This window comes from Providencia sp. Marseille-Q8014, from assembly GCF_965112055.1.
In genome coordinates, this window is sequence record NZ_CBCOPT010000001.1 from 3,580,952 (window position 1) to 3,594,844 (window position 13,893).

Consider the following 13,893-nt stretch of genomic DNA (forward strand, 5'->3'; position numbering starts at 1 on the left):
GCAATGGATATTATGGCAAAAAAACCACAAAGCGCCTCTTTAGGTCAGATACGCATCATTGGTGGCAAATGGCGAGGGAGAAAGCTCCCCGTTCGTGATAGTGAAGGCTTACGTCCTACAACAGATCGTATTAAAGAAACTTTATTTAACTGGCTAATGCCTATCGTACGCGAAGCCCGCTGTCTTGATTGTTTTGCTGGCAGTGGTGCATTAGGATTCGAAGCATTATCGCGGTTCGCCGATAGCGTTACATTTATCGAATTAGATAAAAAAAACGTACAATTACTGTCTGAAAATAAAGTTCGTTTACAAGCCAATAACGCAAACATTATCAATGGTAATAGCCTTGAAGTACTCAATGAACTAGGCACTCCCTTTGATGTTGTGTTTATTGACCCGCCTTTTCGTAAAGGCCTACTAAACGAAACGATTCGTTTATTAGAAAAAAACCAATGGCTAGCAAATGAAAGCTGGATATATGTTGAATCAGAAGCGGAGTCACCACTCACTGACATTCCTGCTAACTGGCAACTTCATCGAGAAAAAATTGCGGGTCAAGTGGCATACCGTTTATTTATTCGTCATTCAATTGAGGAAACAAGCCATGCTAATTAATGCAGGCCGAGTGCTAATGATTTGTGTTTGGGGTTTTATGGTATTTAATTTAATTCATCCATTTCCCAAACCTTTGAAATATTTTATGGATATCGCCATGGTGTTTATGATTTTTATGCATGCACTGCAAACGATCTTCTTAAAAGCAACCATCGCCAAAGGCGAAAAACTCTCAGGATGGCTGCAAACACGCATTTTTTTCTTTGGTGTCTTTGAGATGCTGGCAATGCAGAAAAAACAAAAACATGCCTTAGAAGAAGCAAAGAAAAAACAGTAATCCTATTCGTCGGGGTCAAAACTGAGAAAGCGAGTTCCTTTCAAGCGCAAAGTGCCCCGACGACCTTTCTCAATGCTTTGATACTGGGCCTCATTCACAATAACTTTAATTACTTCTGTATTATTTAGTGGCTTAAAATACACTTCATAGCGAAACGTTTCTGGTGATACCACATCCCTTTCTTGAGAACGCATATTTGGGTAAGGGTAATCTTTTTTGCTATCAACAATGACCAAATAGCTGACAGGCAAGGCGTTATCATTGATCTCATTTTGCTTTCGTTGGTCGAAAAAACGCTTTGTTGCTAAGACAGCAATAATTGCTAATACAATAAATAACAGAATAGGTTTATTCATAAATTTAACATTGTGCTTAAAGTGTTCGTCAGTATAGTTTATCTTAATCACACAGAAGGAACACCACCATAGTTACTTCACTAATTTGAATTTATAAGGATGTGTTTATGATTAGTTGGCCATTCCTTGCCGTACTTTTTTCTGGTTGGCTGTACGTGGATGCAGCATATCGAGGCCCTGAGTGGCAACGTTGGTTATTTCGCCCTATCACCCTGATATTATTGTTACTTTGGGGTTGGAATGCTGATTTTCTTACGACTCAAGGGTACTTAATCCTCGCTGCACTCGCTGTCTCATTACTTGCGGATATCATGCGAATGGTATCAAGTGAGCGCTTACTAATTTCAGTAGCACTACTGTTTATTAGCTATCTTCTTTACACGATCAGCTTTGGTATGCAGCTAGATTTTAGCCTTTATCTTCCTTGGCTACCCGTACCGCTTATCATTGCTGCTATTACGCTAATATTGATTTGGTCAAAATTAGCAGAATTACAAGCGCTGGTCTTTGCATTATTAATCATGAGTATGATTATGGCTTGGGTTGCTGGTGACCAATTCTTTGGGCTTGGCCGCGACTATAATTTCTCGATTATGGTTGGTGCGTTTTTACTGTTTATTTCTAACTGTATCTGGCTCATTGCACGTTTCCGTTTCCCGTTTAAAGCCTCCAAAGCCATTGTTGCAGCGCTTTATTTCCTTGGCCAATTCTTCATTATCCGTGCAATTTATCTATAGCCTATCACGTTTGCCAATTGATAAAATTCTCAAATAGCACTTTTTATCAATTGGCCCCCTCTTATTTGTTTGACTCTGGAGTAGACTCCAAAGTATAGACTTATCAATATTGATTAAGTGTCATTATTTGATAAGGGGGCGTATATGCACTCACATAACCATAAAGAAACACATCAACACACGAGTTCTTGCTGTTCAAGCAGCAGTACTTGCACTTCAACCGCAGTACAGAACAGCCAAGATGTAAGTAAAGACTCACATACACATGAACAGAGCCGTGTAGAGAAACACCCTGACGACGACGAAGAGGATCACCAGCACCAACATTGTAGCTCGTCCTCTCATCAGACACATGACCACAAAAAACATGATCACCTGCATACCGACCATGATCATAAAGAACATGATCACTCGCACGCTTCATGTTGTCATTCTTCTGCTGAATCGCAGAATGATGTCGCCCCCGCACAAGCCGCTGGACAACGTTTTAACTGGATAATCCGTGGAATGGACTGCCCAAGCTGTGCGCAAAAAATTGAAAATGCCGTAAAGCAAATCACTGAAGTTAAGCAAGCTAAAGTGCTGTTTGCCACCGAAAAGCTCGTCGTTGATGCGGATAAAGATATCAGTGCCTCTGTTCGTTCCACAGTAGAGGCCGCTGGCTATGAATTGCTGGAAGTGGGTAACAACAATGCGGCCACTATTGCTCCACCACCCAGCTTACTAAGCGAATCCAAGCCTGTCATTATATTAGCGATTTTGATGGCTATCAGTTGGGGAATAGAACGGTTTAACCCTCAAATCGGTATCATTGCTTTTACCTTAACTACGCTATTTGGGCTCTATCCTATCGCACGTAAGTCATTACGTTTGATCCGCACAGGCACCCCTTTTGCCATTGAAACACTCATGACAGTCGCAGCTATCGGTGCCATCTTTATTCAAGCAACAGAAGAAGCAGCAATGGTTATCTTGTTGTTTATGTTGGGTGAAATGTTGGAATCATATTCCGCGGGTCGAGCACGACGCGGAGTGAGTGCCCTCATGGCGCTTGTTCCAGAAGAAGCGATACTCGTTAAAGATGGCAAAAAAACCACCGTTCCTGTCTCTCAATTACGTCCTGGCGATATTATTGAGATTGCACCTGGTGGTCGGTTACCAACCGACGCTGAACTGGTCTCTGGTTTTGCTAGTTTCGATGAAAGTTCATTAACCGGAGAATCAGTTCCTGTCGAACGCAATGTGGGCGAAAAAGTTGCGGCAGGCTGCCTATCCGTCGACCGTACAGTGCAAATGAAAGTCGTTTCAGAACAGGGGCAAAATGCTATCGACCGCATTTTACAACTTATTGAAGAAGCTGAAGAGCGTCGAGCTCCCATTGAACGTTTTATTGACCGCTTCAGCCGTATTTATACACCGTTGATCATGCTGTTCTCTGCATTAGTGGTTGTTGTTCCCCCGATGTTCTTTGGTGCACCTTGGGAAACTTGGATCTACCGTGGCTTAACCTTACTGCTTATTGGTTGTCCATGTGCCTTGGTTATCTCTACACCCGCAGCAATTACTTCCGCCTTAGCCACCGCAACTCGTCGTGGAGCGCTAATTAAAGGAGGAGCTGCTCTTGAACAGCTAGGTTCAGTAACCACTATCGCGCTGGATAAAACGGGCACTTTAACTGAAGGTAAACCTCATGTTACTGATTTAGTGCCTGTTGATGGCGTGTCTGAAAATGATTTGATACAAATGACTGCTGCTGTAGAAGCGGGTTCACACCATCCTCTTGCAAAAGCCGTACTCAATAAAGCTGAAGCTCTGTCCCTCACAATCGTTGAAGCCGATAATCGTAAAGCTTTAGCAGGAAAAGGAGTTGAAGGTTATCTGAATGGTAGACATATTTTAGTTAGTGCACCGAGTCGATTAGATACTCCGCTTGAGCCTTTTTGGCAAAACAAGGTGGAGTCACTGGAAGCTCAAGGTAAAACCGTTGTCGTTACAGTAGAAGATAATCGAGTCATTGGCTTAACCGCCTTACAAGATACACTGCGTCGTGATGCAATTGATGCGATGAGTATGTTGAAAACCTTGAACGTCAATGCAGTAATGTTGACCGGTGATAACCCTCGAGCCGCTGCGGCTATCGCTGGGCAACTCGGTATGGAATATCGTGCTGGCTTGCTTCCAGAAGATAAAGTGACTGCGGTTATGGCGCTAAATCGTAACCATAGCACCATGATGGTCGGTGATGGGATCAATGATGCCCCAGCCATGAAAGCGTCTAGTATTGGTGTTGCCATGGGAAGTGGAACCGATGTGGCTCTGGAAACTGCTGATGCGGCACTCACCCACAACCGTTTAACGGGTTTACCTGAAATCATTGCGTTATCACAGGCCACCCGTAAGATTATTCGCGAAAATATCACCATTGCTTTAGGGTTAAAGGCCGTATTCTTAGTCACAAGTTTACTCGGTATCACCGGATTATGGGTTGCAGTTCTTGCCGATTCAGGAGCAACAGCCTTAGTCACAGCTAATGCGGTGCGCTTACTGAAAGTAAAATTACCACAACTTAAAAAATAATATTGACTAAATCGCTCAAGAAGCGCCGTCATGGCGCTTCTTTGCTATAAAGAGAGACCTCATTCATTAAACATTAATTAGCCATCATTTTTTCATTTTAATTTTTATTAGATAGCTAAAATAATTTTAAATATAACAGGTAATGATATGTAACTTATAAAAAAACAAATTATTTTTTCACACTAAATTAGGAGTAACTTTTTTCTATTTTGTCTCTATATTCGCTACTATCTTCATCACAATAAGGACATGGATGGGAGGTCGCGAGTATGATTCAAAAAAATCCTACAACACCACATGATGCCGCCTTTAAAGGTTTTTTAACCCAAATAGATAATGCCCGCGATTTTTTCGATATTCATTTGCCTAAACATATTCGCTCGTTATGTGACTTTAATACGTTAGCACTAACTAACTCCTCTTTTATCGATAAAAAACTACGCTCTCGCTTATCTGATGTTCTTTATACCGTACAAACAAAACTGGGTGATGGTTATCTTTATCTCCTCATAGAGCATCAATCAACGCCTGATAAATTAATGAGTTGGCGGTTAATGCATTATGCATTTTTGGCAATGAATCAACACCTTCAGCAAGGTCATAAAAGTTTACCGCTCGTCGTACCCATTTTATTTTATCATGGGAATAACTCCCCCTATCCTTATTTGAAAACATGGACTCACTGTTTTTCTTGGCCCGAACTCGCTGATGAGCTGTACTTTAATCCATTTCCATTGGTGGATATCACTGTTATTGATGATAATGAATTAGTTAATCATCGAAAAATTGCCGTAATGGAACTCGCACTGAAGCATAAAAATCTACGTGACGAATATCAGCAAGTGACGAGCCTACTCGCTCAAGCACTAAATAAGCACTATAATAGTGAGCAAGATATCAGCATCATTATTAACTATCTGTTCACTACGTTAGATTCATCTCAGTATTTTGAACAAATAATTCAACAGCTAATTGAACAAATTGAAAATCATCAAGGTGTTACTATGAATATCGCTCAACGTTTAAAAGATAAAGCCAAGCTAGAAGGTGAGATTGCAGGTATGCAAAAAGCGAGACACGAAAATGCGCTTTCATTACTAAAAAATGGTGTCAGCTTCGAACTCGTCATGAAGAGCTTAAATTTTAGCCATGAAGAATTACAGCTTATAATTCAAGAGAATAAGGATACTCGCCAGTCATAATATCCAGTTCGTGCGATAGCCTTTAAGCTCACCGCACGCAAGTATCCTATATCACGCAAAAGGTCTCACAGACCTTCCGGTTTTTTACGTAATAAATAGCGGTATGGCGTTTGTTCAGTTTCAACAGCCAATAATTCATGCTCCATAAAACGGCAGAAACCAGGGATATCACGTGTAGTTGCAGGATCATCTGCAATGATGAGTAAAGTATCACCGGCATTCATACCACGAACCGTTTTACGAACTAACATCACTGGCTCAGGACAACGCAAACCTAGTGTATCAAGAGTTTTAGTCGCATTTAAAAATAAATCAGGCATAACAAGGCTTCTATAAATAATAAAAGATTCTTTGATTATATAATAAAAAATAGCGCGGCGGGCCTAACAGTTTTGCTTTTGTTGCGCAACAAGCGTATTATGCGCACTTCCCAATGTCGGGAGAATTTTTTATGGGTTCCCTCACCCCATTGCTACTTAAAAAGGTACAATATGTTTTCATTCACAGCACAGCAAAAAGCCAGTGCATTAATTTGGCTATCTTTGTTTCATATCTTAATTATTACTTCAAGTAATTACCTTGTGCAGTTACCGATTAATATATTCGGTTTTCATACCACATGGGGAGCTTTTACCTTTCCATTTATTTTTTTAGCAACCGACCTCACCGTGCGAATTTATGGTGCTCCCTTAGCTCGTCGGATCATTACTGCCGTAATGTTGCCTGCACTGCTCATTTCCTATGTCATTTCTGCGCTGTTTTTCCAAGGCGAATGGCAAGGGTTTACGACATTAACAACATTTAATTTATTTGTCGCCCGCATTGCCGCAGCGAGCTTTATGGCTTATGTTCTAGGCCAGATAATGGATGTCAGCGTATTCAATAAATTACGTCAAAATAAACGTTGGTACGTTGCACCAGCATGTGCGATGTTTTTTGGCAACTTAATCGATACTATTGCCTTCTTCTTTATTGCATTCTATCGCAGTAGCGACCCTTTTATGGCGGCGAATTGGGTAGAAATCGCTTTAGTAGATTATGCCTTTAAGCTTTTCATTTGCATGCTATTTTTCCTTCCCGCTTATGGCGTGTTACTTAACTTTATTTTGAAAACCTTTTTTGCTCAAACAGCCGAGCAAAAACTTGCAAATCAGCATTAGAGTGAGAGTGAAGGGGGATGTCCTCCCCCCTTCTCTCCCCCCGAAAAATTACTGATCCAACTCTCATTTTATAGGTTTGATTCATCAATAATTTCACAGCCATGATAATCTGACGACATAATCGAAACGATTCGCGCCATTTCCATTTCGATTCCCACAAAAAAGAACACAAACGAACAGAAATAACCATCGACCTCTATCTTTTGGAGTCTGTAAGATGAAAAAACTGATTAACCGTGTTGAAGATATTATCAGTGAAGTCAATCAAGGATTGACCTCAGCCCATCCTGAATTAATTCTGAATGTTGACCCAACTTATCTTGTCCATAAAAATGCCCCGATTAAAGGTAAAGTGGGACTCCTGTCCGGTGGCGGCAGCGGTCATGAGCCCATGCATAGCGGCTATATCGGTTTAGGCATGCTAGATGGCGCATGTCCTGGAGAAATGTTTACCTCGCCAACACCCGACCAGATGATGGAATGCGCAATGGCTATTGATAGCGGGGAAGGCGTATTGATGATCATTAAAAACTATACTGGAGATGTGCTGAACTTTGAAACCGCTGCCGAGCTATTACACGATGCAGGAACGAAAATTGCCACAGTACTAGTCGATGATGATGTCGCTGTAAAAGATAGTTTATATACGGCAGGACGTAGAGGAGTGGCAAATACCGTTTTAATGGAAAAAATACTTGGTGCCGCGGCAAGCAAAGGCTATACACTCGATCAATTGGTAGAGTTGGGTCATAGAATCAATAATAACGGCTATAGTTTAGGTGTTGCCTTACAGGCATGTACAGTTCCTGCTGCCGGAAAACCTTCTTTTGCACTCCCTGATAATGAAATGGAATTTGGTGTTGGTATCCATGGAGAGCCAGGGATTGAGAGAAGAAGCTTTACGAATTTGAATGAGACGATCGATCAAATGTTTGAAACCCTGATCGAAAATGGTCACTATGAACGCATCATTCGTCAGTGGGATCGTGAAAACGGCAGCTGGCAAGAACACAAACACATCAAACAGCCTTTGCAAAAAGGTGATCGAGTCATTGCTCTCGTCAATAACCTTGGAGCAACACCATTATCAGAACTTTATGCCGCCTATCACCGTTTACAGACCTGCTGTGACAGCTTTGGTTTAACCATCGAACGCAGCCTTGTAGGCGCCTATTGTACCGCACTTGATATGCAAGGGATCTCAATCACACTACTCAAAGTAGACGACGAAGCTTTAATGTTATGGGATGAACCTGTCAATACCCCAGCTTTACGTTGGAATGCTGATAACCCGATAACCTTTACGCTGAAGACAGTATAAATAGCGGTAAAATGGAGCAAAACACGATGAGTTTAACACAACAGCAGATCTATCATTGGTTAATTCAGTGCTCACAGACCTTTGCCCATGAGCAAAATAATCTTACTGAGCTTGATACCGCGATTGGTGATGGCGACCATGGCCTCAATATGAATCGAGGCTTTCAAAAAGTGGCAGAGAAGCTTCCCTCGGTTCAAGACAAGGATATCGCAACACTCCTCAAAACAACGGGAATGACACTATTATCCAGCGTTGGGGGAGCTAGCGGTCCACTATTCGGCACATTTTTTATTAAAGCATCACAAAGTGTAGTAGGTAAAGAAAGCTTAAATGTGGCGGATTTATCTGAACTCATCAAAGCAGGAACCGCAGGCATTGTTTCTCGTGGTAAAGCTGAGCCTAATGACAAAACGATGTGTGACGTTTGGTGGCCAGTTTGTGAATCGCTAGAAAAATCAGTATCACTCCCCTTAAACACAGCCATAGATGCCGCTGTCGAGGCTGCAAAACAAGGAGTTGCATCGACAATACCAATGCAGGCACGTAAAGGGCGAGCGAGCTATTTAGGCGAGCGAAGCATAGGGCATGCTGATCCGGGTGGTATGTCAGTATTACTCATGTTAGACACTCTCAAAAAATCAATTTGATGATATCTCACGTTGGTGAAGCTCCCATCACCAACGTGTCATTTTATCGATTTAATGCATAACAGATATCATCATAAATAACTCCATTAATTTCATAATTTTCTGTAATGACTTTCTGTTTGAAAAAACCATTCTTCAGCAACACTTTTTCTGAAGCCACGTTTCCTTCAGTCACTATCGCTATAAATGAACGGATCTGTGCATATTCTGGTGATGCCAACAGCATTTTCAGTGCTTGTGTAGCGATTCCTTTCCCCGCAAAAGTAGGATCAATCAAATAGCCAATTTCACCAACATATTGCTGCTGTTCTAATGACAAGCAAATACCGATCAACCCCATTGCTTGATAGGTCTGAGTATCTTCAATAACCAAGCATAACCAATGCTCTGAAGATAAGTTCCATTCAGGTAAACGGCTTTCAAAAGCGGCCAGAATGTCTTTTTCGGTTTTTGGATTAGAAACAAAACGTAGAACATCAAGGTTAGTATAGAGTTGGAAAAAGAACTCTTTATCTTCTAGGGTCAGTTTTCTAAGTTTGAAAGTAATACTCGTATCGAACATGTAATATCCATCGTCATCAAGCCACGGCGTAACTATAAACGACCATTGGCAGAGAACAAAAGACATAAAAAAGGGAGACAGACGGTCATCTCTCTCCCAAACGGGTTAACTAAGTCATTTATAATATTGGCTATAATGCTTTGGCTAATAAACTAATCGGGTGCTCACATTTTTTACTGGTTGACATCTCTATCTGCCACTTACAGGTTTCACAATCCGTGATCACCATATCCGCCCCACTTTCTTCAATTTGACGGAATAGTCCCGCACCAATCCCTTGAGAAACCTCATAATTTTCTTTTTTAAAGCCATATGTGCCTGCGATACCACAGCATTGTGAATCAAGCACAATTAATTCAACACCGGGGACACGTTTAATCAATTCCAATGTATAAGATGTCCACCCCATTTTTTCCATGTGACAAGGTGTGTGATACGCCACTTTTAATGGTGTCTGTTTAAGCTTCAATTCACGTCCTTGCTCCAATAAGCGATAAATATAACGAGTAGCTAGCTCAATGTTATCGCGCATTTGAGAGGTATCGACATCTAAAACATGTGTATATTCATCACGAAGTGTGAAAGTGCAAGTCGATGACGTTGCAACAACAGGGATATGATTCTCAAGGATCGTTTCTTGTAATGACTCTAAGTTAACGTTCGCTTGACGCTTAGCTTGTTTCATAAACCCATTGGCAATTAACGCCACACCACAGCATTTTTCACGTTTGAGTAATTGAACCCCAATTCCCATGGCATTAAACACGTGGATTAAATCTTTACCTAACTGTGGATGGTTATAGTTGACATAACAACCATGAAAAAAAGCGACCTGCTCTGGGAATTTCTGTTGTTCAGCCGCTTGTTTTGCATACCAACGACGGAATGTACCGAACGAATATTTTGGTAATTCACGGCGATGATCGATTTTTAACGCTTTATCTAGAATTTGGCGAACAGGCTTCAAACCTGTAATGGTATTGACTACCGGTGCAAAAGGTGTCGATAAAGAGCCCATTAAATCGGTATGGCTGAGAATAGCATCACGCAATTTTGTTTTTTGCTGGCTGTAAGTGTTACGCGCACGCGCAATAATATCACCGATTTTAACATCGGATGGGCATGCAACTTCACAACGCTTACAGTTCGTGCAGTATTTTAATGCCTCATCATACAGCATGGGGTCTTTTAAACGTAAACGCTCTCCATCTGGACCTGCCTGTTTTGGACCGGGATACAGAGGATTAACCTTAGCAACAGGACAATAGGTTGTGCAAACAGTACATTTAATACAACTTTCAAAACTCGCATCCTGAATACTCATTGCGCCACCTCCGCCTGCATGGCTCTTTGTCTTTCAAAATAACGCATAATTTCACCCGCAGCATGTAACCCACTAATGAGTGAAACCCCTGCTCCACAACCTTCTGTTAATGGGTCAAAACCACCTAAGACTGCACCAGCGACATACAAGTTTTCGATCGTTTGGCCATCTTTTTTCGCTCGTAATTGTTCATCTGTCTGAACACCAAATGTCATATAAGGCTGCGAAGCAAAAAACGCTTTATTGGTCCATTGAGCACGTTCAGGTATATGACACAAATCAAGATGCATTAATGGCTCATAGACGCGATCAAACTCAGCAACAAGCCCGTTATTAAAAAAGCTCCCTGTCGCTAACACAAATTGTGAGGCTTTCAGTGAAATATCGCCATGATTACGTGTCGTTACTGATTCAATTCGTGATCCAATACAATTCACTGACGTCACTTTATCTCCAGGCATCACGATCCCACCTTGGCGGCGAAACTGACGTAATAGCGTTTCATGTAATCGAATACCAAGTAATGACGGAGGTAATGTAGGTAATAAATAGATCGGCTTGCCTAGCTGTTTTTGTAGCTCCAATAAGGGCTGCTCGGTGTCTAACCCTATACAAGCAGGCATAAAAATAGTCTCTGCATCGGTAATTAATGGCTTAATTTCGGCTACTATCTCTGCCATATTTTCAGGCCTATCTAGCCAACGCGCCACGTTGATCGCCCTAAATTCGCTGGGGTTTTCTCTGAGCCTATCAAGCAATGGCAAATGCACATAATAAGGGCTCGCATTGAAACCTTCCCGTTGTAATTCATCCGAGACCATCTGAGGTTGAAAATCTAAAAAACCCTCTATACCGACCACTGCGATGTTACCCATATTCATTTTGCTATGCAGCGCCGCTGTCGGAACAGATTCAGGGCTTAACCAAGTGAGGCGCTTATGCCCTAATGGTGTTATACGATAATGATTTTCATCACTGGATCCTCGTAGCTTCATGCCACTTTGCTGCAATAATGCTTCAGCAAGATGCGTTAGCTTAATCACAGACAATTTACCAAGGCGGCTATATGGGTGCTCTGGTGACTGTTCACTCAGTTTATCTAGCGCATCCAACGGCTTTTCGACAACTTGTCCATCTGGAAGGTGGGTTAATAAATCCAAAGAGCCTGAAGAAAAATGTAATGCATTTTGTCCTGCACTGACGATGGCGCAAGATAAACCCGATTGTGTTAAACGGATACCACACATCAAGCCAGCAAGGCCTCCGCCCATTACGACTGCATCATATTTCATTATCAGCCTCCTTCTCAGGTGTGTTACCCAAGGTTTTTTCATTCATGCCACAGAGTCCATGGTAAACCCAGCTCGTAAATTCGCTCTCTCGCAGAGCATCGCCCCAAGCAATAGGCCTCACCCCTTTCCAACGTTCATTCAGGAAGTGTCCTAATTGCTGCTCGGTTTCATGCGGAGTCGTCACATTAAAACGATTTAAAAGACCCGCGGCTCGGCAAGCACATAGCTCACCTTGACAAGTTCCCATCCCAACACGAGTACGCCGTCTTAAATCAAGTAGATTATTGACTGTTAATGAGTTTACGGCGTAACGAACCTCTCCAGCAGTGACGGCTTCACATTCGCACACGAGGCTTTTATCCAACCGATTGGTGCTCAGTATCGCAGATGCGCGATCCCCATGGCGGTATACTGCCGAGCCGCGAATCGGCGCTGGAATGGAAACAACATTACGCAACGCTTCTTCTGCACTATGCTGTGACCCTGGTAAAGGGGCATCCGCGGTTGTACATTTCGCCGTATGACCTAATTTCTCACAAACTTTATCTGTCGCCCACTCAGCCATTAACCGGTAAGTCATTAATTTACCACCAGTAATTGTGATAAAGTTTTCAAGGCCATCACGTTTCGCATGGTCCAACAACACAATACCGCGACTCACATTACGACCAGAAGGATCATCATCGCTGGCAACTAATGGCCTAACCCCCGCATAAGCGCGCAATATGCGTGTTTTCGCTAATGCCGGTGAGAGCATTGAACCTTCGCGGATCAAAATATCGACCTCTTCCGGTGTCACATACATATTATCAATTTGATCATATTCAATATGCGTTGAGGTAGTACCAATCAATGAAATGGTGTCACCCGGTACCAAAATATCCGCATCCGCAGGCTTACGACAGCGATTAATAACCATGTTATTTAATCGATGACCAAGAATGAGCAAAGCCCCTTTTGCAGGGAACATTTTAACTCTCAAATCTGCATATTCAGCGATTTTTTGTCCCCAGATCCCCCCTGCATTGACGACTATTTCGGCATAAATATCATATTGTTGTTTAGCTTGGTGATCATAAACTGTCACACCGCGTACTTTATCGCCATCACGAATCAAACCAATAACTTCATGATAGGTAAGCACTTTAGCACCATGCTCCCGTGCGTCTAACATATTTGCAGCCGTTAACCGAAAAGGGTCTACAGTGCCATCGGGTACACGTACCGCACCTATTAATTGTGGGTTCACTGAAGGCTCTAGACGAATTGCTTCTGCGGGATCAATCGCATTAGCATCAATGCCCGCCGCTTGGCAGGCTTGAATGAATTGTTGTTGATATTCAAGTGAATCTTCAGGCAAGGTAATGAATAAACCATCGGTTTTTTCAATACAATGATGAGCAATACGTTTTAGTATCTTATTTTCTTCAATACACTCTCGTGCCGATTCTCCGTCCGTGACGGCATAGCGAGCACCGCTATGTAACAAACCGTGGTTGCGTCCTGTTGCGCCTGTTGCAATATCATGCCTTTCGAGTAAAACCGCTTTTAAGCCTCGGCGGGCGCAGTCACGAGCAACACCTGCACCTGTTGCGCCACCACCAATAATGATGACATCCGTTTCAGTCACAGATGAGCCATTCATGTCGCATTCCTCACATTAATCAACATTACTTTTAGTATGGTCTATTTTTATAATCTATAACTAAATATAGACAAGAAACGTGCTCGATGTTTGATAAGGAACAAAAACGAAAACAATTAAGTCAAAATAGGTAATAAAAAGCCAAAATTCGTGACGCAAATCACAATAAATCATCTAA

The 13,893-nt window shown here is 42.0% G+C and carries 14 protein-coding genes; 8 read left to right on the forward strand and 6 right to left on the reverse strand.

Annotation, left to right across the window (positions count from 1 at the left end; translation table 11 throughout):
• Window positions 1-12 precede the first annotated feature (12 nt).
• Both rsmD and ACWPW6_RS15930 read left to right on the forward strand, forming a co-directional pair.
• Window positions 13-615, forward strand: a complete 603-nt coding sequence (gene rsmD, locus ACWPW6_RS15925; protein WP_249999351.1) for a 16S rRNA (guanine(966)-N(2))-methyltransferase — start codon at window positions 13-15, stop codon at window positions 613-615.
• Window positions 605-892, forward strand: a complete 288-nt coding sequence (locus ACWPW6_RS15930; RefSeq protein ID WP_154624047.1) for a DUF1145 family protein — start codon at window positions 605-607, stop codon at window positions 890-892. Before rsmD ends, ACWPW6_RS15930 begins: the two co-directional genes overlap by 11 nt.
• 2 nt (window positions 893-894) lie before the next feature.
• On the opposite strand, the gene ACWPW6_RS15935 is transcribed toward ACWPW6_RS15930, so the two are convergent.
• Complete coding sequence (locus ACWPW6_RS15935; RefSeq protein WP_249999353.1) at window positions 895-1,248, reverse strand: DUF2500 domain-containing protein; 354 nt, start codon at window positions 1,246-1,248, stop codon at window positions 895-897.
• Window positions 1,249-1,355: 107 nt separating this feature from the next.
• Here ACWPW6_RS15935 and ACWPW6_RS15940 point away from each other — a divergent pair, with 107 nt between their 5' ends.
• The 3 genes from ACWPW6_RS15940 (at window position 1,356) to ACWPW6_RS15950 (ending at window position 5,764) form a co-directional block, all read left to right on the forward strand.
• Window positions 1,356-1,985, forward strand: a complete 630-nt coding sequence (locus tag ACWPW6_RS15940) for a lysoplasmalogenase (protein WP_154624049.1) — start codon at window positions 1,356-1,358, stop codon at window positions 1,983-1,985.
• A 144-nt stretch (window positions 1,986-2,129) separates the two neighbouring features.
• The gene (locus tag ACWPW6_RS15945) at window positions 2,130-4,562 is read left to right on the forward strand and encodes a zinc/cadmium/mercury/lead-transporting ATPase (protein WP_249999355.1); all 2,433 of its coding nucleotides are present in this window, start codon (window positions 2,130-2,132) and stop codon (window positions 4,560-4,562) included.
• Window positions 4,563-4,831: 269 nt separating this feature from the next.
• Window positions 4,832-5,764 (forward strand): Rpn family recombination-promoting nuclease/putative transposase, encoded by a 933-nt coding sequence (locus tag ACWPW6_RS15950; RefSeq protein WP_249999356.1) that lies wholly within the window; start codon window positions 4,832-4,834, stop codon window positions 5,762-5,764.
• Between the two features lie 65 nt (window positions 5,765-5,829).
• On the opposite strand, the gene tusA is transcribed toward ACWPW6_RS15950, so the two are convergent.
• Window positions 5,830-6,084, reverse strand: coding sequence for a sulfurtransferase TusA (tusA, locus tag ACWPW6_RS15955; RefSeq protein WP_154622529.1), 255 nt, complete (start codon window positions 6,082-6,084; stop codon window positions 5,830-5,832).
• 171 nt (window positions 6,085-6,255) lie between these two features.
• Between tusA and ACWPW6_RS15960 the strand changes: the two genes are divergently transcribed.
• From ACWPW6_RS15960 to dhaL, 3 genes are all read left to right on the forward strand, one after another.
• Window positions 6,256-6,924, forward strand: coding sequence for a 7-cyano-7-deazaguanine/7-aminomethyl-7-deazaguanine transporter (locus tag ACWPW6_RS15960; protein WP_154622028.1), 669 nt, complete (start codon window positions 6,256-6,258; stop codon window positions 6,922-6,924).
• A 217-nt stretch (window positions 6,925-7,141) separates the two neighbouring features.
• Window positions 7,142-8,245 carry a dihydroxyacetone kinase subunit DhaK gene (dhaK, locus tag ACWPW6_RS15965; RefSeq protein WP_249999358.1) on the forward strand — a complete coding sequence of 368 codons (1,104 nt, stop codon included), beginning with the start codon at window positions 7,142-7,144 and terminating at the stop codon, window positions 8,243-8,245.
• Window positions 8,246-8,271: 26 nt separating this feature from the next.
• Complete coding sequence (gene dhaL / locus ACWPW6_RS15970; protein WP_163863055.1) at window positions 8,272-8,892, forward strand: dihydroxyacetone kinase subunit DhaL; 621 nt, start codon at window positions 8,272-8,274, stop codon at window positions 8,890-8,892.
• Window positions 8,893-8,935: 43 nt separating this feature from the next.
• Here dhaL and ACWPW6_RS15975 read toward each other — a convergent pair whose 3' ends face one another.
• The 4 genes from ACWPW6_RS15975 to glpA all read right to left on the reverse strand — a co-directional run bounded on the left by ACWPW6_RS15975 (window position 8,936) and on the right by glpA (window position 13,715).
• The gene (locus tag ACWPW6_RS15975; RefSeq protein ID WP_154622031.1) at window positions 8,936-9,454 is read right to left on the reverse strand and encodes a GNAT family N-acetyltransferase; all 519 of its coding nucleotides are present in this window, start codon (window positions 9,452-9,454) and stop codon (window positions 8,936-8,938) included.
• Between the two features lie 130 nt (window positions 9,455-9,584).
• Window positions 9,585-10,778: an anaerobic glycerol-3-phosphate dehydrogenase subunit GlpC gene (glpC, locus tag ACWPW6_RS15980; RefSeq protein ID WP_249999360.1), complete on the reverse strand. Its 1,194-nt coding sequence runs from the start codon at window positions 10,776-10,778 to the stop codon at window positions 9,585-9,587.
• A complete protein-coding gene (gene glpB, locus ACWPW6_RS15985; RefSeq protein WP_154622033.1) occupies window positions 10,775-12,070 on the reverse strand; it encodes a glycerol-3-phosphate dehydrogenase subunit GlpB in 1,296 nt (431 codons plus the stop codon). The genes glpC and glpB overlap by 4 nt, the downstream gene beginning before the upstream one ends.
• On the reverse strand, window positions 12,060-13,715 hold the full coding sequence (gene glpA, locus ACWPW6_RS15990; protein WP_196713647.1) for an anaerobic glycerol-3-phosphate dehydrogenase subunit A: 1,656 nt from the start codon (window positions 13,713-13,715) through the stop codon (window positions 12,060-12,062). Before glpA ends, glpB begins: the two co-directional genes overlap by 11 nt.
• Window positions 13,716-13,893 lie beyond the last annotated feature (178 nt).